This is a genomic window from Streptomyces sp. B6B3 (assembly GCF_039871525.1).
Lineage (GTDB): Bacteria > Actinomycetota > Actinomycetes > Streptomycetales > Streptomycetaceae > Streptomyces.
This window is the reverse complement of record NZ_JBDPLU010000026.1, coordinates 1-24,693: the sequence shown is the minus strand read 5'-3', so window position 1 is coordinate 24,693 and position 24,693 is coordinate 1. Positions and strand designations below refer to the sequence as shown.

Below are 24,693 nucleotides of genomic sequence, written 5' to 3'. Positions count from 1 at the left end.
AATCTCCTACGGACTGCTGCGTGAGCGACCTCGGGCGCCGCGCGCCGGTCCGTCGGACTACAGCGCGAGGAGTTCCTTGGTCGTGATGGTGAGTAGCTCGGGTCCGCCGTCCGCCGGTGGGCGGACGACGAGTGTGTCGTCGATACGGACCCCGCCCCGGCCTGGGAGATGTACCCCCGGCTCGACGGTGACCGGCACACAGGCGCCAAGTCTACCCATGGCCGCGGGTGACAACCGAGGGTCCTCCCCGATTTCCAGCCCCACACCGCGTCCGGTGAGCGGGCCGAGCGCCCGGCCGTGCCCGGCCGCCGCGAGCACCTGCCGGGCGGCCGCGTCCACGGCCCGGCACTCGGCGCCCGGGGCCAACGCCTCCCGTGCCGCCCGTTGGGCGGCGAACACCACCTCGTAGAGCTCGATCTGCCAGTCGGCCGGGCTGGTGCCGATGACGAAGGTCCGCCCGATCTGGCAGCGGTAGCCGCGGAACCGCGCGCCGAGGCACACGGTGAGGAAGTCCCCCTCCTCCACCCGCCGGTCGGTGGGCCGGTGCCCGGCCAGGCCCGAGTGGCTCCCGGTGGCGACCGAGGTGCGGAAGGCCGGGCCGTCGGCGCCGTGATCGATGAGGCGGCGCTCCAACTCCAGGGCGAGGTGCCGTTCGGTGCGGCCGACCAGGATGGACTCCAGCAGCTCCCCCAGCGCCCGGTCGGTGATCTCGGCGGCGACGCGCAGCGCCGCGATCTCGTCCTCGTCCTTGACCAGCCGCTGCCGCTCCACGGCGAATCCCAGGTCCGTGTACCGGGGCCCCGGGACGGTGGCGGTCAGTGCCCGGTGCCGGGCCACGGTCAGGTGGTGCTCCTCGACCGCGACGGACTCGGCGCCCGCCTCGGCGGCCAGCCCGGCGGCGGCGACGGCCGGGTCGGTGTCGTCGTCGAGCACCGCGGTGCGCAGCCCGCCCGACTCCGCCGTCCGGCTCACGACCTCCTCCTGGTCCGTCGCCGGGTCCCAGTGGGTGAGCAGCACGTCGTCGCCGGCGTGGCCCACGAGCAGCACCGAGCCGGCGGGTGCCGCGCCGACCAGGTAACGCACGTTCGCCGGCCGGGTGACGACCAGAGCGGTGCCGCCCGCCGACGCGCTGTCGGCACGCAGCCGTGAGCGGCGGGCCACGTGAACCTCGGACATGGATCGAGACTACGCAGCGGGACGGTCGGCCGCTCTCTCAGCGCGTCCGGACGGGCGGGCCGGGGCCCGTCACCAGGCCGGCGGGCTGGCCAGGCTGTGGGAGACCGCCTCGTCGAGCATCCGGGCGGTGGTGGCCACGTCGTGTGCCGAGTTGTCGATGATCGGCAGCCCTGAGCCGTACCAGCCGGCCATCCGGCCGTGGATGGTGGCCACTTCCTCGTCGGACAGCCGGCGCGAGCCGGTGCGGGCGGCGTTCCGCTCCAGCACGATGTCGAGCCCGGGCAGCAGCACGATGGGGATCAGCCCCGGCCCCACGTGCCGCTTCCAGCCGCCGAGGCCGACGGCCGGCCGGTCGGGGAAGACCGCGTCGTCCAGGATGCAGGAGATCCCGTTGGCCAGGTAGTTGCGCGCGGCGAAGCCGCAGGTGCGGCGGGCCAGGCGGTACTGCGCCTCGGAGCGGTCGTTCCAGCCCGAGCGCGGGTCCGCGAAGCCGGAGCGCACCCACTCGCGCACGTCGTCCAGGCTGATGTGGGCCGTGGGGACCGGGCGGCGGTCCGCCCAGAACCGCGCGACGGTCGTCTTGCCAGCGCCGGCCGGGCCGATCAGCAGCACCGCGACCCCGGCGTGCGCGGCGTCCGGCCGCGCGGCCTCCGGGACCGGGTGCGGGACGGGCACGACGCCGCCGGGTGGCAGCTGGAAGAACCCTGTGGTCCCTGCCGCGGACAGATCCGCTGCCTGGGGGGCACCCCCGTCGTTCCGCGGCGACGCGGGGGGTGGCACCGGCATCCCACCGTGCTGTTGCATCCGCTGCCCACTCCGTCAGCTCCGCGCGCGGCCACCGGGACCGCGCGTCCGTTCGACTCGGTGACATACCGTACCGGTCTTGCCCGTCGCATGGGGAACGCACGACGGGGCCGCCGGGTGCCCGCGCCGTGTCGGTCCTCGCCGTCGCGGGCCCGCGAACATCCGCCGGACAGCACCCAGCCTGCCACCTCCGTGGCGGGCGCGCACGGATTCAGCCGGAGACCACGGCGTAGGCGGCGCGCAGCAGGTCCTGATCCGGCCCTTCCAGCAGCGCCGGCCTGGCCAGGCCGTCCAGCACGACGAAGCGCAGCCGGTCGCCCCGCGACTTCTTGTCGATCCGCATCGCGTCCAGCAGCCGGGGCCACTGGTCGCCGCGGTACCCGACCGGCAGCCCGACCGCGGTGAGCACCGCGCGGTGCCGGTCCGCGGTGGCGTCGTCCAGCCGTCCGGCGCGCCGGCCGAGCTCCGCGGCGAACACCATCCCGACGGAGACGGCGGCGCCGTGGCGCCACGTGTAGCCCTCGTTCTTCTCGATGGCGTGGCCCAGGGTGTGGCCGTAGTTCAGGACCTCCCGGGGCCCGGACTCCCGCAGGTCGCCCGAGACCACCTGGGCCTTGACCCGGATGGACCGCTCGACGAGCTCCGCGGTGTGCGGCCCCGAGGGCCGCACCGCCGCCCGCGGGTCGGCCTCGATCAGCTCCAGGATGGCCGGATCGGCGATGAACCCCGCCTTGATGACCTCGGCGAGCCCCGAGGCGTAGTCGTCCACCGGCAACGAGTCGAGCGCCGCGAGGTCGCAGAGCACGCCCGCCGGCGGGTGGAAGGAGCCGACCAGGTTCTTGCCCTCGGCGGTGTTGATGCCGGTCTTGCCGCCGACCGCGGCGTCCACCATGCCGAGCACGGTGGTGGGCACCGCGATCCACCTGACCCCGCGCAGCCAGGTCGCCGCGACGAAGCCCGCGAGATCGGTGGTGGCCCCGCCGCCGACGCCGACCACGACGTCGGTCCGGGTGAAGCCGGCGCGGCCGAGCGTCGACCAGCAGCCGGCGGCGACCTCCGCGGTCTTGGCCCCCTCGGCGTCGGGCAGCGGAACGGCGACGGCCTGGTAGCCGGCGGCGGTCAGGTCGGCGCGCAGTTCCTCGCCGGTCGCGGCGAGCGCCTCGGGGTGCAGCACCGCGACCCGGGTGGCCGCGTCCCCGACCAGTCCCGGCAGCTCGCCGCGCAGTCCGCGGCCGACCAGGACGTCGTACGGCGCGGTGCCGGCGGAACCGGCGACGGTGATCCGGGTCGGTGGGGCCGCGGCACCGGCGTCGGCGGGGGACGCGGTGGCGTCGTGACGGGTGGTCATGCGGGCCTGAGCTCCAATGCGTCGAGAACCTCCTGGGCGACCTCGTCCGGGGTGCGCTCCTCGGTGCGCACCACGGCCCGGGCCACCTCCGTGTACAGCGGCCGCCTGACCTCCATCAGGGCGCGCCACCGCTGCCGGGGGTTGACGGCGAGCAGCGGCCGCGGCGTGTCGAGCCCGACCCGGCGCATGGCCTCGCCGAGCGCCACGTCCAGGAACACGACGGGCAGTCCGGCGAGCAGCGCGCGGTTCTCCGGGCTGAGGACGGCGCCGCCGCCGAGCGAGAGCACGCCGTCGTGCTCGGCGACCGCGGCGCGGACGGCGGCGGTCTCCAGGGCCCGGAAGCGCGGCTCGCCGTCCTCGACGAAGATCTCCGGCACGCCCTTGCCGGCGGCGAGCTCGATGTCGGCGTCGGTGTCGCGCAGGGTCACGCCGAGTCGCTCGGCCAGCACCGCCCCGACGGTGGACTTGCCGGAACCTGGCGGCCCGACCAGCACGACGGCCGGGGTGGCGGTCACCTGACCTCCAGATGGTCCAGGTAGCCGGTGACGTTGCGTCGGGTCTCCCGGACACTGTCGCCGCCGAACTTCTCCGCCACCGCGTCCGCCAGCACGAGCGCCACCATGGCCTCGGCCACGATGCCGGCCGCCGGGACGGCGCACACGTCGGACCGCTGGTGGTGCGCGCGGGCCACCTCGCCGGTGACCACGTCGACGGTGGCCAGTGCCCGGGGCACCGTGGAGATGGGCTTCATCGCCGCCCGGACCCGCAGCAGTTCGCCGGTGCTCAGCCCGCCCTCGGTGCCGCCCGAGTGCCCGGACGCGCGGGTGATGCGGTCGGGACCCGGCACGATCTCGTCATGCGCCTGGGAGCCGGGGATCCGGGCCAGGCCGAAGCCGTCGCCGACCTCGACGCCCTTGATGGCCTGGATGCCCATCAGCGCGCCGGCCAGCCGGGCGTCGAGCCGCCGGTCCCAGTGCACGTGCGAGCCGAGGCCCACCGGCACCCCGTGGGCGACCACCTCGACGACGCCGCCCAGGGTGTCGCCGTCCCGGTGCGCCTGGTCGATCTCGGCCACCATCGCCTTGCTGGCGTCCGGGTCCAGGCAGCGGACCGGGTCGGCGTCCAGGCGCTCGACGTCGCCGGGGAGCGGGACGAGGCCGCTCGGCGCCGCGGCTCCGCCGAGCTCCACCACGTGCGAGACGATCTCCACGCCCGCGGTCTCCTTCAGGTACGACCGGGCCACGGCGCCGAGCGCCACCCGCGCGGCGGTCTCCCGGGCCGAGGCGCGCTCCAGCACCGGCCGCGCCTCCGCGAATCCGTACTTCTGCATGCCGGCGAGATCGGCGTGGCCGGGGCGGGGCCGGGTCAGCGGCGCGTTGCGGGCCAGGCCCGCGAGCTCGTCGGGGTCGACCGGGTCGGCCGCCATGACCTTCTCCCACTTGGGCCACTCGGTGTTCCCGACCATGATGGCGACCGGCGAGCCGAGGGTCAGCCCGTGCCGGACGCCGCCGAGAAAGGTGATCTCGTCCCGCTCGAACGACATCCGCGCGCCCCGGCCGTAGCCCAGCCGGCGGCGGGCCAGCGCGTCGGCCACCAGTTCGGTGGTCACCGGCACGCCCGAGGGCAGCCCTTCCAGGGTCGCCACGAGAGCGGGGCCGTGTGACTCCCCCGCGGTCAGCCAGCGCAACCTGCTCAACGGTGCTCCTTCGCGGTGCTCGTCGGCGCGGTACTCGACGCCACGCCTGGTATGCCTGGTACCGGTCCGATCCTCCCACGAGCCGGGGGCGTGCCACGCACGGGTCCGCAGCGTGGACGGCTCAGCCGGGCCGGGTCACGAGCGCCGTCTCGCCGGCCTCCCGCATCTCCTTGAGCGGTGCCGGAACGATGCCCGTCATCAGCTCGACCTGGAGCACCGCCTGGTGCACGAGCAGGTCGAGGCCGCCGATGACCCTCCCCTCCCGCGCCTCCCACGCGGCGGCCAGCCGCGTGGGCCACGGGGCGTACAGCACGTCGAAGAGGGTGCCGGGTGCGTCGGGCACCGCCGCGGCCAGCGCGTCCGTGGCGCCGGCCGGCGTGGTGGCGACGACCAGCGGCGCCTCCAGCGCGCGGTGGGCGTCCGCCCAGTCGGCGGTGCGCACCGGCACGCCCAGCCGCTCGCCCCAGCCGCGCATCTCCGCGGCGCGGGCCGGGCCGCGGACGTAGGCGGTGATCTCGCCGCCGCAGATCCGGGCCAGGGCGGCGAGCGCGGAGGAGGCGGTGGCGCCGGCGCCGAGCACGGCGGCCCGCTCCACATGGCGGACGCCGCGCTCCCGCAGCGCCTCGACGAGCCCGGGGATGTCGGTGTTCTCCCCGAGGCGTCGTCCGTCCTCGGTGAACACGACGGTGTTGACCGCCTCCACCGCGGCGGCGGTCTCGCTGACCTCGTCGAGCAGCGGGATGACGGCCCGCTTCAACGGCATGGTCAGGGAGAGCCCGGCCCAGTCGGGGTCCAGGCCGGCGAGGAACCCGGCCAGGCCCGCCTCGTCCACCTCGTACCGCCCGTAGCTCCAGTGGCGCAGGCCCAGGGCCTGGTAGGCCGCCCGGTGCAGCGCCGGGGAGAGCGAGTGCGCGATGGGCGAGCCGAGCACCGCCGCGCGGCGGGCGGGCCGCGGCGTGGACGTCACTCGTTCCCTTCCTGGGCGGCGTTGAAGTCGTCGACGTTGGCCTGGTGTTCGTCGAAGTCGTCGGTGAAGCGGGTGTCCCCGGGCGAGACGGTGACGAAGTACAGCCAGGGGCCGTCGGCCGGGTTCAGCGCGGCCTCCAGGGCCTGGTGACCGGGGTTGTCGATCGGTCCCGGCGGCAGGCCGAACTCGACGTACGTGTTGTACGGCGAGTCGAACTGGGTGTCCTCGATGGAGGTGTTGAGGGTGGAGCGGCCCATCGCGTAGTTGATGGTGGAGTCGAACTCCAGCCTCATGTCCTGCTCCAGCCGGTTGTAGATGACGCGGGAGACCCGGCCGAACTCCTCGTCCTCCTGCGCCTCGGCCTGGATGAGCGAGGCGACGGTGATGATCTCGCGCGGGGAGCGGTCGAGCTCCGCCGCCTGGCTCTCCAGGTCGATCTCGGCGAACTCCTGCTCCGCGCGATCCACCATCGAGGTGAGCAACTCCTCGGGCGTGGTCTCCGCGCCCACGTCGTAGCGGGCGGGGAAGAGGAAGCCCTCGACGTCGCCCTCCGCGTACTCCGGCAGCCCGAGGTCGGCGCTCTCGGCGACGTCCTCGGTGGTGCCCTCCGGCTGGCCGAGCTTCTCGTCGATGGCCGCGTACACCTCGGTGGCCCGCAGCCCTTCGGGGATGGTGAGGACGTTGAGCGTCGAGGGGTCGGTCAGCATCTGCAGCGCGGATTCGGCCGACATCTCCTGGCGCAGGCTGTAGACGCCCGGCTGGATGCTCAGGGCCGCCTCCTGGTCGGCCGAGGCGGCCTCCACGAAGGCGTCGTGGCTCTTGACCACGCCCGCCTCCTTCAGCAGGTTGCCGATGTCGGAGGCGGTGGCGCCCTCCGGGATCTCCACCTGCACCTGGCCGCTGCCCTCGCCCGCGAAGTCGGGCGCCGGGCCGAACCGATCCTGGTACTGCTGGTAGCCGTAGTAGCCGACGCCGCCGACGCCGCCCACCAGGACCAGCGCGAGCGCGAGGCAGCCGCAGCCGCCGCGCCGCCGCTTGGGGCGGGTGGCCTCGCCGCGGCGCTCCGCGCGCCGCGCGCGGGGCACGTCGACCTCGTCGTCGGCGTCATCGTCGTCGCGGCGGGAGAAGAAGTCGTGTTCGCCCTGGTCGGGGCCCGGGTCCCAGCCGGTCTCCGGGTCCGGCCCCGAGCCCGGCTCGTGCCGCGTGGCACCCGGCGCGGCGGGGTGGCCGGCCGCCGCGAACTCCTGGTAGGCCGGCTCGGGTTGGGGCCGCGAGGGACCGTGCGGGTGCTGCCGGGGCTGGTGCTGGGGGTGCGGGTGGTGTTCGGCCGGATAGGCGTCCTGCCGGCCGTACGCCGCCTGCTGCCCGCCAGTGGGGTACGGACCCGCCGGATGCCCCCCGACCGGGTGCTGGCCGGTCGGATGCTGACCGGTCGGATGCTGACCGGTCGGATGCTGACCGGTCGGATGCTGACCGTATCCGCCGGTCTGATGCTGGCCGGTGGGGTGTTGGCCGGTGGGGTGCTGACCCGTCGGATGCTGGCCCGTCTGATGCTGACCGGTCGGGTGCTGGCCCGTCTGGTGCTGGCCCGTGGGATAGGAGCCGGTGTCGTGCGGGCCGGGCGGAAACGGCTGCTGGGCGGCCTGCTGCCCGTAGGAGTACGGGTCGGGGTCGTAGTACTGGCCCGGCGCCTCCCACTGGCCGGTCCGCGAGGGATCGTAGTAGTCCTGCTGCGGCTGCTGGGGCGCGCCGCCGTAGGGATCCCAGCCCCCGGAGGGCTGGCCGGCCGTCGTGTCGTATCCCCCGGACCAGCCCTGATCCCCGTACAGCGGGTCGTCGGGGTGCCACGGATCGGAGCCCGCGCCCCGGCCATACTCTGCTGTCATCGATCCCCTTGTGACGGGAGTTCCTGCTCGCCGCGCCCCCCGCCGCGGGCGGCCGGGCAGCCGGATGACTGCCGCGTCGCGCCGAACGTTACCGTATCGCGATCAGACAACCACTTCGACGTTCTCACCCGGAGGACGTCCCGACGCCCGTTCCGTGTCGAGAGCGCTCTGCAGGATAACGACGGCCGCGGCCTGGTCGATGCGGGATCGCCCGCGCTTCGCCGAGACTCCCGAGGCCCGCATCTCGCGCGCCGCGCTGACGGTGCTCAGCCGCTCGTCCACCAGGCGCACCGGGACCGGCGCGATCCGCCGGGCGGTGCGCTGCGCGAAGGCCCGCGCCCGCGCGGCGGCCGGTCCCTCGCCGCCGTGCAGGGAGCGGGGCAGCCCGACGACGACCTCGATGGGCTCGTACTCGGCGACGAGCTCGGCCAGCCGCCGCTGGGCCGCGGACGCGTCGCGGGCCGGCACGGTCTCCACGGGGGTGGCCAGCAACCCGTCGGGGTCGCAGGCGGAGACGCCGATGCGGGCCTCCCCCGCGTCGACGCCGAGCCTCCTGCCGCGCCGCATCAGCCGGCTCCCCGACCGGCGGCCGAACCGCGCGGACGAGCGTTCACGCGGCCTCCGCGACCAGGCGCTCGACGGCCGTCAGGGCCTCGTCGATGGCGGCCGGGTCCTGGCCGCCGCCCTGGGCCACGTCGGGCTTGCCACCGCCCCCGCCGCCCAGCGCCCTGGAGGCCGCCCTGACCAGGTCCCCGGCCCGCAGACCGCGTTCCCTGGCGGCCTCGTCGGTGGCCACTACGGTCAGCGGCCGGCCCTTGGCCACGGTGAACAGGGCCACCACGACCGGCCGGTCGCCGGTGATCCGGCCACGCACGTCCAGCACCAGGGTGCGCAGGTCGTCGGCGGTGGTGCCGTCCGGCACCCGCCCGGTGACCAGCGCGACGCCGCGCACGTCCCGGGCCCCGGCGGCCAGGCTGCCGGCGGCCTCCAGCACCTTCTGCGCGCGGAACCGCTCGATCTCCTTCTCGGCCTCCCGCAACCGGGTCAGCATTCCGGAGACGCGCTCCGGCAGCTCCTCGGGCCGTCCCTTGACCAGCTCGGTGAGCTGGGCGACGACGGTGTGCTCGCGGGCCAGGAACCGGTAGGCGTCGGCGCCCACCAGGGCCTCCACGCGGCGCACGCCGGAGCCGATGGACGACTCGCCGAGCAGCTTGACCAGGCCGAGCTGCGCGGTGTTGTGCACGTGCGTGCCGCCGCACAGCTCCTTGGAGTAGTCGCCGATGGTGACGACCCGCACCCGGTCGCCGTACTTCTCGCCGAACTCCGCGATGGCGCCCTGCTTGCGGGCCTCCTCCATCGACATCACCTCGGCGGAGACGTCGAGCTCCCTGACCAGCACGTCGTTGATCTTCTGCTCCACGTCCGACAGCACCGTGCCGGGCACGGCCGCCGGCGAACCGAAGTCGAAGCGGAAACGTCCCGGCGCGTTCTCCGACCCGGCCTGGGCGGCCGTCGGGCCCAGGGCGTCGCGCAGCGCCTGGTGGGTCAGGTGGGTGGCGCTGTGGGCGCGGGCGATGGCCCGGCGCCGGTGCAGGTCGATCCGGCCGTACCCGCCGGCGCCCACGGTGACCTCGCCGACCTGCACGGTGCCCTTGTGCACGATGACGCCCGGCACGGGCTGCTGCACGTCGCGCACCTCGACGACGGAGCCGTTCTCCAGCCGGATCCGGCCGGTGTCGGCGAGCTGACCGCCGCCCTCGGCGTAGAACGGGGTACGGTCCAGCACCACCTCGACGTCGTCACCCTCGCTGGCCGCGGGCACCGACGCGCCGTTCGCGAGGAGCCCGACGACCCGGACCTCGCCGGCCGTTTCGGTGTAGCCGGTGAACTCGGAGGGCCCGGCGGCGTCCGCGACCTCGCGGTACGCGGACAGGTCGGCGTGCCCCTGCTTCTTGGCCCGGGCGTCGGCCTTGGCGCGGTCCCGCTGCTCCTGCATCAGGCGCCGGAAGCCGGCCTCGTCCACCGACAGGCCCTGCTCGGCGGCCATCTCCAGGGTCAGGTCGATCGGGAAGCCCCAGGTGTCGTGGAGCTGGAAGGCCTTGTCGCCGGCGAGCACGGCGCTGCCGGCGGCCCGGGTGTCGGCGACAGCCGCGTCGAGGATGGTGGTGCCGGCCTGCAGGGTCTTGAGGAAGGCGGACTCCTCGGCCCGCGCGACCGCTTCTATCCGGGCGCGGTCGGTCAGCAGCTCCGGGTACTGCTGGCCCATCATCCCGAGCACCGTGTCGGCGAGGTCGCCGACGACCGGGCGGGTGGCGCCGAGGAGGCGCATGGTGCGGATGGCGCGACGCATGATGCGGCGGAGCACGTAGCCCCGGCCCTCGTTGCCCGGGGTGACGCCGTCGCCGATGAGCATCACCGAGGTGCGGAGGTGGTCGGCGACGACGCGGAGGGAGACGTCGGAGCTCTCGGCGTCGCCGTAGCGCACGCCGGTCAGCTCGCTGGCCCGGTCGATGACGACGCGCAGGGTGTCCGTCTCGTACATGTTGTGGACGTCCTGCAGGATCATCGCCAGGCGTTCCAGGCCGAGCCCGGTGTCGATGTTCCTGGCGGGCAGTTCGCCGAGGATCGGGTAGTCCTCCTTGCCCTCGCCAGGACCCCGCTCGTACTGCATGAAGACCAGGTTCCAGATCTCCACGTAGCGCTCGTCGTTGACGGCGGGGCCGCCCTCGGGGCCGAACCCGGGGCCGCGGTCGTAGAAGATCTCGGAGCAGGGCCCGCACGGGCCCGGCACGCCCATGGACCAGAAGTTGGGGCCCATGCCGAGGCGCTGGATCCGCTCGGCCGGCACACCGACGACGTCCCGCCAGATCCGCTCGGCCTCGTCGTCCCGCTCGAAGACGGTGATCCACAGCCGCTCGGGGTCCAGCCCGTACCCGCCGTCCGCCACCGGGACGGTCAGCAGCTCCCAGGCCTGGGTGATGGCGCCTTCTCTGAAGTAGTCGCCGAAGGAGAAGTTGCCGCACATCTGGAAGAACGTGCCGTGCCGGGTGGTCCTGCCGACCTCCTCGATGTCCGGCGTCCGCACGACCTTCTGCACGCTGACGGCGCGCCGGTAGGGAGGGGTGGCCTCGCCGAGGAAGTACGGCTTGAACGGCACCATGCCCGCGTTGACCAGCAGCAGTGTCGGGTCGTCCGCGATCAGCGACGCCGACGGCACGACGGTGTGCCCACGCTTCTCGAAGAAGCTCAGCCAGCGACGACGGATCTCAGCCGACTCCATCGGTGGTCCTCTTTTCCGGTGGTGCGCCGCGATGCGGCTTGGTGCTGTTCGGTTCCGCGGGCGGCGGGGTGGTGAGCCCCAGCGCCTCGTTCAGCTCGGTCTCCCGCTGGGCCATGCCCGTCCGGACGTCGAGGGCGAACCCGCGCAGTCGCTGTCCCGCGGCGGCCGCGCGGCCGGTCGCCCGGGCCGCGAGGCTGTCGGGGGCGAGCTCCCGCAGCGTGCGCTGGACGCGGGTGGTGGCCCAGATGCCGGCGGCGGCACCCGTGGTGAACCAGAAGGCGCGGCGGATCATAGCGCTGTACTCAGTCCTTTCCCCGCCGGCGGCGCCGGGCGGGCGGCAGCGTCCTTCCTACGACGGTACGCCGGTCGGCGGGTGCGCCGCCGGGGTCGCCGGAGCGGGACGGGTCGGCGGGCGGGGCGGCCGCCGCCGGGGCGCGGCCGAGCGCGCGGCGCACGCCGTAGCCGAAGGCGGCGACCTTCACGAGCGGGCCGCCGAAGGTGGAGGCCACGGTGGTGGACAGCGCCGAGGCGTTGGCCGCGGCCTCCTGCACGTCGGCGGTGATGGTCTCCACGCGGTCCAACTGGCCCTGCGCGGCGCGCACGGTGTCCGACGCCTCGCCCAGCAGCGGCACGGCGCGCTCGGTGACCTGGTGCACCAGCGTCGTGGCGGCCCGCAGGGCCTGGGCCAGCCGCACCAGCGCGACGGCGAGGAACGAGACCAGAATGGCCCAGAAGACGGCCACCAGGAGGCCGGCCACCTCTCCACCGGACACGAGCGCTGCCTTCCGTCTGGGGCTCCGCGGGGCGCGCCGCCGCTCACCCGGCCCGGCGGCGCCCGTCTCGGGGGCGGCGGCAGGTGACGACCCTACCGCGCCCGGCGCCCCGGACTGTAACCACTTCCGCCGCGCGCACCGGGGGGCGGCGAGCCGGCGGCGGGCCCGTAGCGGCTGCTCAGCGTGCGTAGAACTCGACGACCAGCTGCTCGTCGCAGATCACCGGGATCTCGCTCCGGTTCGGCTCGCGGTCCAGGCGGAAGGCCAGCGCCTGCAGGTTGACCTCCAGATAGCGCGGGATCTCGCCGTCGGGCGCGTAACCGCCCTCCCTGGCCACCAGGAAGGGGTGCTTGCCCCGGCTGCGCTCGCGCACCGCCACCACGTCCTCGGGGGCGACCCGGAAGGACGGCTTGTCGACCTTCCGGTCGTTGACCGAGATGTGACCGTGCACGACCATCTGGCGCGCCTGGTAGATGGTGCGGGCGAGGCCCGAACGCAGCACCAGGGCGTCCAGCCGGCGCTCCAGCTCGACGATGAGCGCCTCGCCGGTCTTGCCCGTCACCTTGCGGGCCCGGTTGTAGGCGCGGAGCATCTGCCGCTCGCTGATGTCGTACTGGGCGCGCAGCCGCTGCTTCTCCAACAGCCGGACCTTGTAGTCGCTGGTCTGCTTCCGGCCGCGTCCGTGCTGACCCGGGGGGAAGGGGCGTCGCTCGAAGTACTTGACGGCCTTCGGGGTGAGAGCCACGCCGAGCGCACGTGACTTCTTGACCTTGGGACGCGACTGGTTCACGGTGAACGGACCTCCATGTAAGTTAGGTGAGGCTTACCTTAGCTGAGGAGATCGCATGATTCGACCCGGGAGCCCCGTGCGCGAAGACGGCCGGCGACGGCCCGAGGAGCCGGACGGCCAGCTCACGCAGCCCTCGCCCGCCGAGCGGGTACGCACCCTCGTCGACTCAAACGCCTCGGCGACCCTGGTGATTCCAGGCGCTGAGCTGAACGGGTCACCGCCGGTCGACGCGTCTTCCGGACCGCCGCACGGGGTGCCCGAGTCGCGGGCCGTGGCGCCCTCGGGGGACGTCTACCTGCTGCTGCCCGCCGACTCGCTGGCCGCTCGGGCCGCGGCGCACGCCAGGGACGACGAGCTCACCGCCGTGATGGAGATCACCGACGTGGCGCCGGTCTCCGTGCCGCACCGGATCCGGGGGCGCGGCTGGGTGGCGGGCTGGCTGACGGCCACCCGGGGCGCGGAGCGCGCCACCGGCCTCGAACTGCTGGCCCGGCACCATCCGACCGGACCGGCGGCCGGGCGCCACTGGACGCCGCTGCGGCTGGAGGTCGGCGAGGCGTACACCGACGACCTGTGGGGCGCCGGACACGTCGAGCCCGGGGAGTTCGCCGCCGCGGCGCCCGATCCGCTGGTGCGGCACGAGGCGGAGCTGCTCCAGCATCTGTCCGCGGCGCACGGGGAGCAGTTGCGCACGCTCTGCGACCTGATCGGCGAGCCGGTCAGGGAACACGGGCCGTGGCGCCGGGTGGTGCCGCTGAGCCTCGACCGGTTCGGCCTGCGGGTGCGGTTCTGCGCCGACGGGCTGTGCCGGGACGCGCGCTTCGACTTCCCGGAGCCGGTCCGGGACATCGGCGAACTCCGCCGCGCCATGCGCCACCTCTTCGACGCCGCCGCACGCTAGCCCTTGCCGGGCCGCACCCGCGTTCGGTCACGCATCGGACACGGCGACGCGGCGCCCCGGCCGCCCCGAAGGGCGGCGAGCCCCCACCCCGGACGCCCGACTCACGGCCACAACCGCACGCGGGGCACGGCATAGCGCGTGCGCCGCACCCCCGGAGACCCCGGCACACGGCCACCAGGCCAGCGGGAGCAACCACACGGCCGGAGCACGGCACGACGCCCGCAGCGCACCGTGGACACCGCGGACCACGGCCACCAGGCCAGCGGCGCCAAACGCACGCGGTCGGAGCGTCGCACAGCCCCGGCGCCGCGGCCCTGGACGCTGGGGCCCACAGCCACCCGGCAGACGGACGGAACCACGCACGATCGGAGCACGGCACGACGGCCGAACCCCGCCCACGCCGCCAGGGCCGCTTCGGGTCATGGGCCGGCGGGGCTCGGGCCAGCCGTTCGGCTCTGCCGGGGCCTCGTCGCGCCGCCCGGCGGGTGAGGTCAGTCCGGGGCCGACCCGCCGGCAAGGCGCTCGCGGATCCGGTCGAGCACCTCGGTGTACCGGGCCTCGGCCCCGTGCCGGGTCGGGTGGTAGTACCGCTTGCCGTGCACGGAGTCCGGCGCGTACTGCTGGGCGGCTATGCCGCCGGGCACGTCGTGCGGGTACTGGTACCCCTCGCCGTGGCCCAGCTTGGCGGCGCCCTTGTAGTGGCTGTCGCGCAGATGCGACGGCACCGGGCCGGCGAGCCCGGCCCGCACGTCGGCCTGTGCCGCCCCGATGGCGAGCACCGCCGCGTTGGACTTCGGCGCCAGGGCGAGGGCGATGGTCGCGTGGCCGAGCGTGATGGCCGCCTCGGGGAAGCCGATCATCGCGACGGCCTGGGCGGCGGCGACCGCCGTGGGCAGTGCCGTGGGATCGGCCATGCCGATGTCCTCGCTGGCCGAGATCATCAGCCGCCGGGCGATGAAACGCGGATCCTCGCCCGCCTCGATCATCCGGGCCAGATAGTGCAGGGCGGCGTCCACGTCGGAGCCGCGGATGGACTTGATGAGCGCGCTGGCCACGTCGTAGTGCTGGTCACCGTCCCGGTCGTACGTCACCGCCGCCCGGTCGACGGCCTCCTCCAGGGTGGCCAGGGCCACCTCGCGCTCCCCCTTGGCGAGCGCCGCGCCGGCGCCGGCCTCCAGCGCGGTGAGCGCCCGCCGGGCGTCGCCGCCGGCGATCCTCAGCAGATGCGCCTCGGTCTCCTCGGGCAACTCGACGGCGCCCCCGAGGCCCCGCTCGTCGGCGACGGCGCGGCGCAGCAGCCCGCGCACGTCCTCCTCGGTCAGCGGCTCCAGGGTGAGCAGAAGCGACCGGGAGAGCAGCGGCGAGATGATCGAGAAGTACGGATTCTCCGTGGTGGCCGCGATCAACGTGACCCAGCGGTTCTCCACCGCGGGCAGCAGCGAGTCCTGCTGCGCCTTGCTGAAGCGGTGGATCTCGTCCAGGAACAGCACGGTGTCCCTGCCGAAGGCGCCCGAGGAGCGGCGGGCCCCGTCGATCACGGCGCGCACCTCCTTGACTCCCGCGGTGATGGCCGAGAGCTCCACGAAGCGCTTGTCGGTGGCCTGACTGACCACGTACGCCAGGGTGGTCTTGCCCGTGCCCGGCGGGCCCCACAGGATCACCGAGGACGGTCCCGCGGGCCCGCCCGCGCCCTCGCCCACCAGCCGGCGCAACGGTGAACCGGGGCGGAGCAGGTGCTGCTGGCCCACCACCTCGTCGAGGGTCCGCGGGCGCATCCGGACGGCCAGCGGCCGGGCGGCCGGGTCCTTCTCGGCACGCTCCTCCGCGGCGGCGGTGAACAGGTCGGCTTCCACGCGTCCGACCCTAAGCCACCCCGCTGACAGTGGGTCGGCCGCTCAGCTGGTCCAGTAGTCCCACCAGCGGGTCAGGATCAGCATGCCGATCACCGCGACGTGCACGGAGGGGAAGAGCCAGTGGAACTCGTCCACGGTCCGCTTCACGCCCGCGGAGGCGGGGATGATGCCGCGCCGCAGGTTGTGCGACGTCGTGTACCAGAACATGAAGATGGTGGCGACCCAGGCCAGACAGCACCACAGGCACAGCGCGTTGATGTTGTACAGCGACTGGTACATGAGCCAGGTGCAGAAGCCGACGCCGAACAGCGTCCCGGCCTGCAGCCCGAACCAGAACCACCGCTGGTACCGTGCGCCGGCCAGCAGCCCCGCGCCGATGGCGATCACCATGCCGTAGGTGACCAGGCCCAGCATCGGGTTGGGGAAGCCGAACGCCTCCGCCTGGTCGCTCTCCATGACGCTGCCGCAGGAGACGATCGGGCTGAGGCTGCACGCGGGGATGTACTCGTCCCCGACGGCCTTCGCCTCGAGGATGTGGTTCTTGTCGAGGGTGATGACCCACGCGGCCAGCAGGCCCGCGAATCCGGTGATCACCAGCAGCAGGGAGAAGGCGCGACCCGCGCCCACACCGCCTGACTCCTGCCGCGCGGGCTCGTCCGTCCGCACCTCGTCCACCACCGTTGCCGCCATCTCACCCATCCACTCCGTGTCGGGTCTGCTCCGCGCCGGATACGGCTCCCCATTGTGCCCCAGCGCGCCGAGCCCGCGGACCCCACGGAACCGGCCGAAGCCCGGCCGAGGCGCGCCCGGCGTCCACCGAACGGTGGACAGCGGACGGACCGTCCGGTCGTCCCCGTACCGCTCTCCGTCCGGAAGGCTGGCGCCATGACCACTCAGACCGAGGAGAACACGGGGGCGCGCTCCGGCGGGGACGCGGAGCGCGTGGTGCACGTCCGGGGACTACGAAAGAGGTACGGCCAGGTGACCGCGGTTGACGGGGTGGACCTCGGCATCCAGCGCGGGGAGGTGTTCGGCCTGCTCGGCCCGAACGGCGCGGGCAAGAGCACCACCGTCGAGATCCTGCAGGGGCACCGCTCCCGGGACGCCGGCACGGTGAGCGTGCTCGGCCGGGACCCGGCCACCGCGGACGGGACGTGGCGGGCCCGCGTCGGCATCGTCTGGCAGGACGAGTCCGCGCCCGCCGAGCTGACCGTCGCCGAGTCGGTCCGGCACTTCGCCCACTACTACCCCCGCCCGCGGGACCCGGGCGAGGTGATCGAGTTGGTCGGGCTGGCCGGAAAGGCGCGCAGCCGGATCAAGTCGCTCTCCGGCGGCCAGCGCCGCCGCCTCGACGTGGCCCTCGGCATCATCGGCGACCCGGAGCTGCTGCTGCTCGACGAGCCGACCACGGGCTTCGACCCGGCGGCGCGGCGGCAGTTCTGGGAGCTGATCAGGCGGCTGGCCGAGGACGGCACCACCATCCTGCTCACCACTCACTACCTGGAGGAGGCGGAGGTGCTCGCGGACCGCCTCGCCGTGATCCAGGCCGGGCGGGTGGTGGCCGAGGGCACCGCCGACGACGTCCGGCACCGGCACGGCAGCGAGGCCACGGTGCACTGGCTCGACCCCGAACGGGGACCGGGTCACGAGGTGACCGCGACGCCCACCCGGACCGTCACCGCGTTGGCCGCCCGGTTCGGCGGCGAGATACCGGGGTTGCGGATCACCCGCCCGACCCTGGAGGACGTCTACCTGGAGCTCACCGGAGAGGGGAAGGAACGATGAGCACCACGACCACGCCGCGCGCGGGGCACGCCACCGCCGACCGGAGCGCCACGCCCCGGCCGCCCGGCGCGTGGACCGTCGGCCGGCACCGCGCCGCCATCGAGCTCCGGCAGTTCTTCCGCCAGCGCGACCAGGCGGTGTTCACCTTCGCCTTCCCCATCATCTTCCTGGGCCTGTTCGCCTCGATCTTCAGCGACGACGTGGAGGGCGCCGGCATCACCGCCTCGCAGCTGTACGTGCCGGCGATGATCGGGGCCGGCATGATGTCGGTCAGCTTCCAGTCGCTGGGCGTCTCCATCGCGATCGAGCGGGACGAGAAGGTGCTGCGGCGGCTGCGCGGCACGCCGATGCCGCCGACCGCGTACTTCCTCGGCAAGCTGTGGCTGGTGCTGGTGACCGGCGTCCTCGAGGTCGCGCTGCTGCTGCTCGCCGGCGTGGTGTTCTGGGACATCGAGCTGCCCTCCGACGTGACGACCTGGCTCACGTTCGGCTGGATCTTCGTGCTCGGGCTGACCTCCTGCGCCCTGCTCGGCATCGCCATCAGCAGCCTGCCGCGGTCCGGGAAGAGCGCCACCTCCGTGGTGATCCTGCCGTTCCTGGTGCTGCAGTTCATCTCCGGCGTCTACATAGCGATCGACGGCATCCCCGGGTGGATGCTGAACGTCGCGGCGCTCTTCCCACTGAAGTGGATGTGCCAGGGTCTGCGGGGGGTCTTCCTGCCCGACTCGGCAGCCGTCCTGGAGCAGGCGGGCGCCTGGGAGTTCGAGCGGGTGGCGCTGGTGCTGGCGGCGTGGTGCGTCGCAGGATTGGTGCTGTGTCTGACCACCTTCCGCTGGAAGACGGCGCGCGACGGCTGAACGGAGGCAGGTCGGACGGATGCGCGGCGGGGGCCGGGAAGGGAGGGACGAGTCGATGAGCGAGGCCCACGGGATGGGAGACCAGTGGACCGAACGGCACATCCGGCGCTGGGACCTGTACTTCGCGATGGTGTGGGTGATCACCACGCTGTTCATCCTCCTCGTCTCCTCTCCCGGTCTCCGGGCCCGCCTGATCACCGCCGGGCTGTTCGCGCTCACCGTGCCCTGGTACGTGTGGGTCGGCCGGCCCGTCCTGCTGGTGGAGGGGGCGGACGTGCGGCGTGCCGTGCTCTACACGGCCGGCATGGTCGGGCTCTTCCTCCCGTTGACGGTGGTGGTGGGCGAGACCCAGATGGCGACCTTCGCCATCGCCCCGCAGTGCTTCATGCTGCTGCGCCGGGCGTGGGCCGTGGCCGCGATGCTGGTGATCAACGGCCTGCCCGTGGCGCTCTGGGGCCTGGTCGCCCGCCCGCTGGCCGCGGAGTGGGTGCCCCAGGCGCTGTTCTCCGTGGTCGCCATCGCCTTCTCGGTGGTCCTCGGCACATGGGTGACCCACATCGCCGAACAGAGCGCGGAACGGGCCCGGCTGATCGAGGAGTTGGCCACCAGCCGGGACGAGATCGCCCGGCTGTCGACGGCGCACGGCGCCATGACCGAACGGGACCGTCTCTCCCGCGAGATCCACGACACCCTGGCCCAGGGCTTCACCAGCCTGCTGATGCTGGTGCAGGCCCTGGAGGCGGACCTGGAACGCGATCCCGTGCGGGCCCGCGACCATCTGGCGCTGATGGCCGCCACGGCCCGCGAGAACCTCGCCGAGGCCCGGGCCCTGGTGGCGGGCGGCGGCCCGGCGGGGCTGGACGGCAGCTCGCTGCCGGACGCGCTCCGGCGGGTGGCCGCCCGCCACTCCGCGGAGTCCGGCGCCCCCGCGAGCGTCGAGGTCGGGGGCGCGCCACGGGCGCTGCCCGCCGCCGCGGAGGTGGTGGCGCTGCGCGCGTGCCAGGAGGCGCTGGCCAACGTGCGTCAGCACGCCGGGCCGGGCGCGCCGGTCACCATCACCCTGGAGTACGGTGCCGACGCGGTGCGGCTGCGCGTCCACGACCGCGGCCGCGGCTTCGAGGCCGCCCCGGAGGTGGCGGACGGCGGGCGTGGCTACGGCCTGGCCGGCATCCGCGCCCGGGCCACGGAGATCGGCGGGACGGCGCGCATCAGCGCCGTGCCCGGCGGGGGCACCGAGGTCAGCGTGCTCCTACCGGTCCTGCCGGGGCCGGAGGCGGGGCCGGCGCGGAGCGAGGCGGAGTGGGAGCGGGCGTGGGAACGCGCGCGGGAGGGTGCTGAGCGATGATCCGGATCCTGCTGGTCGACGACCATCCCGTGGTGCGAACCGGGCTGAGCGGGATGCTCGGCGCCGAACCTGACCTGGAGGTGGTGGGCGAGGCCGACAGCGGGCCGCGCGGCGAGGCCCTGGCCGCCTCGCTGAGCCCCGACGTGGTGCTGATGGATCTGCGGATGCCCGGCGGCGACGGCGTGGAGTCGGTGGGCCGGATCACCGCGGCGGGACTGCCCTGCCGGGTGGTGGTGCTGACCACCTACGAGACCGACCGGGACATCCTGCGGGCGGTGGAGGCGGGCGCGGCGGGCTATCTGCTGAAGGACGCCACCCGCGGCGAACTCGCCGACGCGGTCCGGGCGGCGGCGCGCGGCGAGACGGTGCTGGCGCCGTCGGTGGCCGCCAGGCTGATGGACCAGGTGCGGGCCCGGCCGGAGCGTCCGCGGCTGTCGGAGCGCGAGACCGCGGTGCTGCGGCTGGTGGCGGAGGGGTGCACCAACGCCGAGATCGGGCGGCGGCTCTACATCGGCGAGTCGACGGTGAAGACGCATCTGCTCCGCGCCTTCGGCAAGCTGGGCGTCACCGACCGCACCGCCGCCGTCACGCACGCGCTCCGCCACGGGCTGCTCTGACCCGCCGCGCTCGCCCACAACAACGGCCACACGACCAGCCCACGCCCACGCGGCGACAGCCGCCAACAGCACGAGCACGCACACACCGCGCCATGGACCGCTCTGACCCGCCGCGCGGGGGTGGCGCGGGGCGCCCGCGGGGGCGCCCCGCGACGGCTCAGGACAGGCGTGCGCGGAGCTCGGCGACCACCGTGTCCAGCGGGCACGGGGACTGGTCGCCGCTGTCGAGGTCCTTGACCTGGACCACGCCCTCGGCGAGGTCGCGCTCGCCGGCCACCACCGCGTACCGGGCGCCGCTGCGGTTGGCCGCCTTCATGGCCGCCTTCACGCCGCGTCCGCCGAAGGAGAAGTCCGCCGGCACGCCGGCCCGGCGCAGCTCGGTGACCACCGTGAACAGCGCCCGGCGCGCCTCCTCGCCGAGCGGCACGGCGAAGACCCGGGTGCCCGGCGGCAGCGCGGGGTCGACGCCCTCGGCGCGCAGCGCCAGCACCGTGCGGTCCACGCCGAGCGCCCAGCCCACGGAGGGCAGCGGCGGCCCGCCGATCAGCTCCGAGAGGCCGTCGTACCGGCCGCCGCCGCCGACCGCCGACTGGGCGCCGAGGCCGTCGTGCACGAACTCGAACGTGGTGCGCGTGTAGTAGTCCAGGCCGCGCACGAGGCGCGGGTCGTCCTCGAACGCGACCCCCTCGGCGCGCAGCAGCTCACGCACCCCCTCGTGGTACTCCTTGCAGGCCTGGCACAGGTGGTCGCGCATCAGGGGCGCCCCGACCAGCTGCCGCTGGACGCTCTCCCGCTTGTCGTCCAGCACCCGCAGCGGGTTGATCTCGACCCGGGCCAACGTGTCGGGATCCAGGTCGAGTCCGCGCAGGAACTCCTGCAGCGCGGCCCGGTAGGCCGGGCGGCACTCCGGATCGCCCAGGGAGTTCAGCAGCAGCCGGACGCCGGTCAGGCCGAGCGAGCGGTACGCGTCGGCGGCCAGGATGACCAGCTCGGCGTCGAGGGCCGGATCCTCCGCGCCGATGGCCTCCGCTCCCACCTGGGAGAAGTGCCGGTAGCGGCCGGCCTGGGGGCGCTCGTAGCGGTAGTAGGTGCCGGAGTACCAGAGCTTCACCGGCAGGCCGCCCGCCCGGTGCAGGTTGGCCTGGAGCGCGGCGCGCAGCACCGAGGCGGTGCCCTCGGGGCGCAGCGCCAGGTGGGTGCCGCCCTTGGTGGTGAGGGTGTACATCTCCTTGGTCACGATGTCGGTCGACTCGCCGACGCCGCGGGAGAACAGCTCGACGTGCTCGAAGCCCGGGGTCTCCACGTAGCCGTACCCGGCGCGGCGCGGGCCGGCGGCGAGCGCCTCGCGCACCGCCAGGAACGCGGCGGAGTCCGGCGGGATCAGGTCGTAGGTGCCCCTGGGGGCGGAGAAGGTGCTCACGGGTGTTGTCACATTCCTTGTCGCGGCGCCGCGACGTCCGCGGCGCCGTCGCCTGCGGCCAGCGGGCGAAGGAACGGGTTGCTCGCGCGCTCGCGGCCGATGGTGGTCTGCGGACCGTGCCCGGACAGGACCACGGTGGCGTCGTCCAGCGGCAGGCAGACACGGGCCAGCGACCGCAGGATCTCGGCGTGGTCTCCGCCGGGCAGGTCGGTGCGTCCGATGGAGCCGGCGAACAGCAGGTCGCCCGAGAAGAGCAGCGGCGGCACGTCCGGCTGCTCGGGCATCCCGAAGGTCACCGACCCCCTGGTATGGCCGGGCGCGTGCGCGACGGTGAGCGTGAGGCCGGCGAGCGCCAGCTCCGCCCCGTCGGACAGCTCCCGCAGGTCGTCCGGCTCGCCGACGGTCAGCTCCCCCATCAGCGGCTCGCCGATCCGGGCGCCGAGCGCCTTCTCCGGATCCGAGAGCATGTACCGGTCCCGCGGGTGGATCCAGGCCGGCACCCCGTGCGCGCCGCACACCGGCACCACCGAGGCGACGTGGTCCACGTGGCCGTGTGTGAGCACCACCGCGACCGGCTTGAGACGGTGCCGGGCGACGGTCTCCGTCACCCCCGGCGCGGCCCGGTGACCCGGGTCGATGATCACGCACTCCTCGCCGGCGGCGGGCGCGACCAGATAGCAGTTGGTCCCCCATGCCCCGGCGGGGAACCCAGCAACGAGCACGGTCGTCCTTCGGTCGTCAACGGCTTACGGGCTGCCCGGCTCCAGAGCCTACCGGCGTCGGCGGTCGGCACGCGAACCCGCATCCGTATACGGTGACGCCCAGGGTCCGGCGGCCCACGGAGAGGAACGTCTGTCAGCACTGTCAGGAGGATTGACAAGGTGAGCAGCAAGGAGCAGCGACGCAGGGAGCTGGCGCGGGCCAAGTGGGAGCGGCAGCAGCAGCGCCGAGTGGATCGGATCCGGCGGAACCGGCGGCGTAACGTGATCATCGCCGCGGCACTCGTGGTGCTGGTGGCCGGCGGCGGTTTCGGCGCGATGAAGCTCCTGGGCGGGGACGACGAGACCACCGACCAGGCGAGCGACGAGCAGAGCGAGGCCACGGACGACCCGAGCACGGCAGCGGAGGACCCCTGCGAGCCGGCGGGAGACGGCTTCCCGGTCGGAAAGCAGTGGGACGAGGAGCCGGAGATGACGGTGGACACCGCCGCCAGCTACGTCATGACCCTGCAGACCACCTGCGGGGACATCGAGATCACCATGGATCCGGCGGCCGCGCCGCACACGGTGAACTCCTTCGACTTCCTGGCCGGGAACAACTACTTCGACAGCACGGTCTGTCACCGGCTGACCGACGAGGGGATCTTCGTGCTGCAGTGCGGCGACCCCGAGGGCACCGGACAGGGCGGCCCCGGGTACAGCCTGCCGGACGAGAACCTCGACGCCGAGGAGGTGGCCGGCGGCGTCTATCCGAAGGGCACCGTGGCGATGGCGAACAGCGGCCCGGACACGGGCGGCAGCCAGTTCTTCCTGGTGTACGAGGACAGCACCCTGTCCGCCGACTACACCCCGTTCGGCACCATCACCGGCGGAATGGACGTGCTGGAGAAGATCGCCGCGGCCGGCGCCACCGAGGCCGACCCGACGACCGGCAACACGGCGCCGAACGCGACCGTGGTGATCAACGACGCCACGGTGGAGCGTCGCGAGGACGAGGGCTGAGCCGGGCCGACCGGGAATTTCCGCGCGGCAAGGTGCGGACAGCCGGGTGCACGGTCGCCTATGTTGGCGTTGTGCAGGGTGCCTGCTCCGCCCGGCGGGGCTCGGGACGACCGACTGAGCCTGCCCGTGCCGGATGAGAACTGTGGACGATGCCGGGGGCACGCACCCGAGGTGGGCATCAAAAGGAGGCGCTGTGAGCAGCGAGCCGTGGGGCCGCGTGGACGATGCGGGGACCGTGTACGTGCGGACGGCGGACGGCGAGAAGGTGGTCGGCTCGTGGCAGGCGGGCTCTCCCGAGGAGGCTCTCGCCTACTTCGAGCGGAAGTACGAGGGGCTGGTGGTCGAGATCGACCTGCTCGAACGCCGGCTGCGGACCACCGACCTGTCCGCCAAGGACGCGGCGACCGCGATCGACCACCTGCGCGAGCAGGTGGCGGAGGCGCACGCCGTGGGCGATCTGGAGGCCCTGTCCCGGCGGCTCGACGGCCTCGTCTCGACGGTCGAGTCGCGCCGCGAGGAGCGCAAGGCGGCCCGGGCCAGGCAGACCGAGGAGGCCAGGGCCGCCAAGGAGTCGCTGGTCGCGGAGGCCGAGGAGCTCGCGGCCAGCGAACAGTGGCGGTCCGCGGGTGAGCGGCTGCGCGAGCTCGTGGACACCTGGAAGGGCCTGCCCCGGCTGGACCGGAAGACCGACGACGAGCTGTGGCACCGCTTCTCGCACGCCCGCTCGGCTTTCTCCAAGCGCCGCAAGGCACATTTCGCCGCCCTGGACTCCCAGCGTGACGAGACCAAGCGGCGCAAGGAGAAGCTCATCGCCGAGGCGGAGGCGCTGTCCGACTCCACCGACTGGGGCCCCACCGCGGCCCGGTACCGGGAGCTGATGCGGGAGTGGAAGGCGGCGGGCCGGGCGCACCGGGACGCCGAGGAGGACCTGTGGACCCGCTTCCGCGCGGCCCAGGACGTCTTCTTCCAGGCCCGCGGCTCCGCCTTCGCCGAGCGGGACGCCGAGCAGCGGGACAACCTCGCCGCGAAGGAACTGCTGGCCGCGGAGGCGGAGAAGCTGCTTCCGGTCACCGACCTGCGCGCCGCGCGCGCCGCGCTGCGCTCGATCGGCGAGCGCTGGGAGGCCATCGGCCACGTCCCGCGGGACGCCAGGGCGGGCATCGAGGGCCGGATCCACGCCGTGGAGCGCGCGGTGGCGGAGGCCGAGGAGGCCGAATGGCGCCGCACCAACCCGGAGGCCAGGGCGCGGGCCGCGGGGCTGACCGGCCAGCTGCAGGACGCGGTGGAGCGGCTCCGCCAGCAGGCGGAGAAGGCTCGTGCCTCGGGCAACACCGCGAAGGCCGAGAAGCTGGAGCAAGAACTGGAGGGCCGCCAGGCGCTGCTGGACCAGGCGCTCAAGGGTCTCCAGGAGTTCGGCGGCTAGCTCCCCCGACCTCCCCGACGCGCCACGCGCGGGCCCCCCGTGGGGGCGCCG

General features: G+C 74.1%; 23 protein-coding genes. 7 read left to right on the top strand and 16 right to left on the bottom strand.

What is annotated here, in order from left to right:
* Positions 1-57: 57 nt before the first annotated feature.
* From ABGB06_RS34280 to rpsD, 12 genes are all read right to left on the bottom strand, one after another.
* Complete coding sequence (locus ABGB06_RS34280; RefSeq protein WP_347597664.1) at positions 58-1,176, bottom strand: M24 family metallopeptidase; 1,119 nt, start codon at positions 1,174-1,176, stop codon at positions 58-60.
* Positions 1,177-1,245: 69 nt separating this feature from the next.
* The gene (locus tag ABGB06_RS34275) at positions 1,246-1,980 is read right to left on the bottom strand and encodes an AAA family ATPase (RefSeq protein WP_347597661.1); all 735 of its coding nucleotides are present in this window, start codon (positions 1,978-1,980) and stop codon (positions 1,246-1,248) included.
* A 211-nt stretch (positions 1,981-2,191) separates the two neighbouring features.
* On the bottom strand, positions 2,192-3,328 hold the full coding sequence (gene aroB / locus ABGB06_RS34270) for a 3-dehydroquinate synthase (protein ID WP_347597658.1): 1,137 nt from the start codon (positions 3,326-3,328) through the stop codon (positions 2,192-2,194).
* Positions 3,325-3,843 (bottom strand): shikimate kinase, encoded by a 519-nt coding sequence (locus tag ABGB06_RS34265; RefSeq protein WP_347597655.1) that lies wholly within the window; start codon positions 3,841-3,843, stop codon positions 3,325-3,327. The genes aroB and ABGB06_RS34265 overlap by 4 nt, the downstream gene beginning before the upstream one ends.
* On the bottom strand, positions 3,840-5,024 hold the full coding sequence (aroC, locus tag ABGB06_RS34260; protein WP_347597652.1) for a chorismate synthase: 1,185 nt from the start codon (positions 5,022-5,024) through the stop codon (positions 3,840-3,842). Before aroC ends, ABGB06_RS34265 begins: the two co-directional genes overlap by 4 nt.
* A 121-nt stretch (positions 5,025-5,145) precedes the next feature.
* Positions 5,146-5,991 (bottom strand): shikimate dehydrogenase, encoded by an 846-nt coding sequence (locus tag ABGB06_RS34255; RefSeq protein ID WP_347597649.1) that lies wholly within the window; start codon positions 5,989-5,991, stop codon positions 5,146-5,148.
* A complete protein-coding gene (gene mltG / locus ABGB06_RS34250) occupies positions 5,988-7,877 on the bottom strand; it encodes an endolytic transglycosylase MltG (RefSeq protein WP_347597646.1) in 1,890 nt (629 codons plus the stop codon). Before mltG ends, ABGB06_RS34255 begins: the two co-directional genes overlap by 4 nt.
* 102 nt (positions 7,878-7,979) lie before the next feature.
* Complete coding sequence (ruvX, locus tag ABGB06_RS34245) at positions 7,980-8,444, bottom strand: Holliday junction resolvase RuvX (protein WP_347597643.1); 465 nt, start codon at positions 8,442-8,444, stop codon at positions 7,980-7,982.
* A 43-nt stretch (positions 8,445-8,487) separates the two neighbouring features.
* Positions 8,488-11,157 (bottom strand): alanine--tRNA ligase, encoded by a 2,670-nt coding sequence (gene alaS, locus ABGB06_RS34240; RefSeq protein ID WP_347597640.1) that lies wholly within the window; start codon positions 11,155-11,157, stop codon positions 8,488-8,490.
* Positions 11,144-11,449, bottom strand: coding sequence for a DUF6167 family protein (locus tag ABGB06_RS34235; protein WP_347597637.1), 306 nt, complete (start codon positions 11,447-11,449; stop codon positions 11,144-11,146). The genes alaS and ABGB06_RS34235 overlap by 14 nt, the downstream gene beginning before the upstream one ends.
* Positions 11,450-11,459: 10 nt before the next feature.
* A complete protein-coding gene (locus tag ABGB06_RS34230; protein ID WP_347597634.1) occupies positions 11,460-11,930 on the bottom strand; it encodes a DUF948 domain-containing protein in 471 nt (156 codons plus the stop codon).
* A gap of 178 nt (positions 11,931-12,108) precedes the next feature.
* Positions 12,109-12,720, bottom strand: a complete 612-nt coding sequence (gene rpsD, locus ABGB06_RS34225) for a 30S ribosomal protein S4 (RefSeq protein WP_347597631.1) — start codon at positions 12,718-12,720, stop codon at positions 12,109-12,111.
* A 55-nt stretch (positions 12,721-12,775) separates the two neighbouring features.
* On the opposite strand from rpsD, the gene ABGB06_RS34220 reads away from it, so the two are divergent.
* Entirely contained in the window at positions 12,776-13,621 is an 846-nt protein-coding gene (locus tag ABGB06_RS34220) for a DUF2470 domain-containing protein (RefSeq protein WP_347597628.1), read from the top strand.
* Positions 13,622-14,112: 491 nt separating this feature from the next.
* Here the strand turns inward: ABGB06_RS34220 and ABGB06_RS34215 are convergent, their stop codons facing one another.
* Both ABGB06_RS34215 and ABGB06_RS34210 read right to left on the bottom strand, forming a co-directional pair.
* The gene (locus tag ABGB06_RS34215) at positions 14,113-15,474 is read right to left on the bottom strand and encodes a replication-associated recombination protein A (protein WP_347597625.1); all 1,362 of its coding nucleotides are present in this window, start codon (positions 15,472-15,474) and stop codon (positions 14,113-14,115) included.
* A 42-nt stretch (positions 15,475-15,516) separates the two neighbouring features.
* Complete coding sequence (locus ABGB06_RS34210) at positions 15,517-16,164, bottom strand: vitamin K epoxide reductase family protein (RefSeq protein WP_347597622.1); 648 nt, start codon at positions 16,162-16,164, stop codon at positions 15,517-15,519.
* Positions 16,165-16,359: 195 nt separating this feature from the next.
* Between ABGB06_RS34210 and ABGB06_RS34205 the strand changes: the two genes are divergently transcribed.
* The 4 genes from ABGB06_RS34205 to ABGB06_RS34190 are packed head-to-tail and all read left to right on the top strand — an operon-like array spanning position 16,360 to position 20,078.
* On the top strand, positions 16,360-17,259 hold the full coding sequence (locus ABGB06_RS34205; protein ID WP_347597619.1) for an ABC transporter ATP-binding protein: 900 nt from the start codon (positions 16,360-16,362) through the stop codon (positions 17,257-17,259).
* Positions 17,256-18,116 carry an ABC transporter permease gene (locus ABGB06_RS34200; RefSeq protein WP_347597616.1) on the top strand — a complete coding sequence of 287 codons (861 nt, stop codon included), beginning with the start codon at positions 17,256-17,258 and terminating at the stop codon, positions 18,114-18,116. The genes ABGB06_RS34205 and ABGB06_RS34200 overlap by 4 nt, the downstream gene beginning before the upstream one ends.
* 55 nt (positions 18,117-18,171) lie before the next feature.
* Positions 18,172-19,461, top strand: coding sequence for a sensor histidine kinase (locus ABGB06_RS34195; RefSeq protein ID WP_347597613.1), 1,290 nt, complete (start codon positions 18,172-18,174; stop codon positions 19,459-19,461).
* Positions 19,458-20,078 carry a response regulator transcription factor gene (locus tag ABGB06_RS34190; RefSeq protein ID WP_347597610.1) on the top strand — a complete coding sequence of 207 codons (621 nt, stop codon included), beginning with the start codon at positions 19,458-19,460 and terminating at the stop codon, positions 20,076-20,078. The genes ABGB06_RS34195 and ABGB06_RS34190 overlap by 4 nt, the downstream gene beginning before the upstream one ends.
* Before the next feature lie 157 nt (positions 20,079-20,235).
* On the opposite strand, the gene hisS is transcribed toward ABGB06_RS34190, so the two are convergent.
* The gene (gene hisS, locus ABGB06_RS34185) at positions 20,236-21,498 is read right to left on the bottom strand and encodes a histidine--tRNA ligase (RefSeq protein ID WP_347597607.1); all 1,263 of its coding nucleotides are present in this window, start codon (positions 21,496-21,498) and stop codon (positions 20,236-20,238) included.
* Positions 21,499-21,506: 8 nt separating this feature from the next.
* Entirely contained in the window at positions 21,507-22,220 is a 714-nt protein-coding gene (locus ABGB06_RS34180) for an MBL fold metallo-hydrolase (RefSeq protein WP_347597604.1), read from the bottom strand.
* Between the two features lie 159 nt (positions 22,221-22,379).
* On the opposite strand from ABGB06_RS34180, the gene ABGB06_RS34175 reads away from it, so the two are divergent.
* Positions 22,380-23,219, top strand: a complete 840-nt coding sequence (locus tag ABGB06_RS34175) for a peptidylprolyl isomerase (RefSeq protein WP_347597601.1) — start codon at positions 22,380-22,382, stop codon at positions 23,217-23,219.
* 193 nt (positions 23,220-23,412) lie between these two features.
* Positions 23,413-24,642, top strand: a complete 1,230-nt coding sequence (locus tag ABGB06_RS34170) for a DUF349 domain-containing protein (protein ID WP_347597598.1) — start codon at positions 23,413-23,415, stop codon at positions 24,640-24,642.
* Positions 24,643-24,693: the final 51 nt, after the last annotated feature.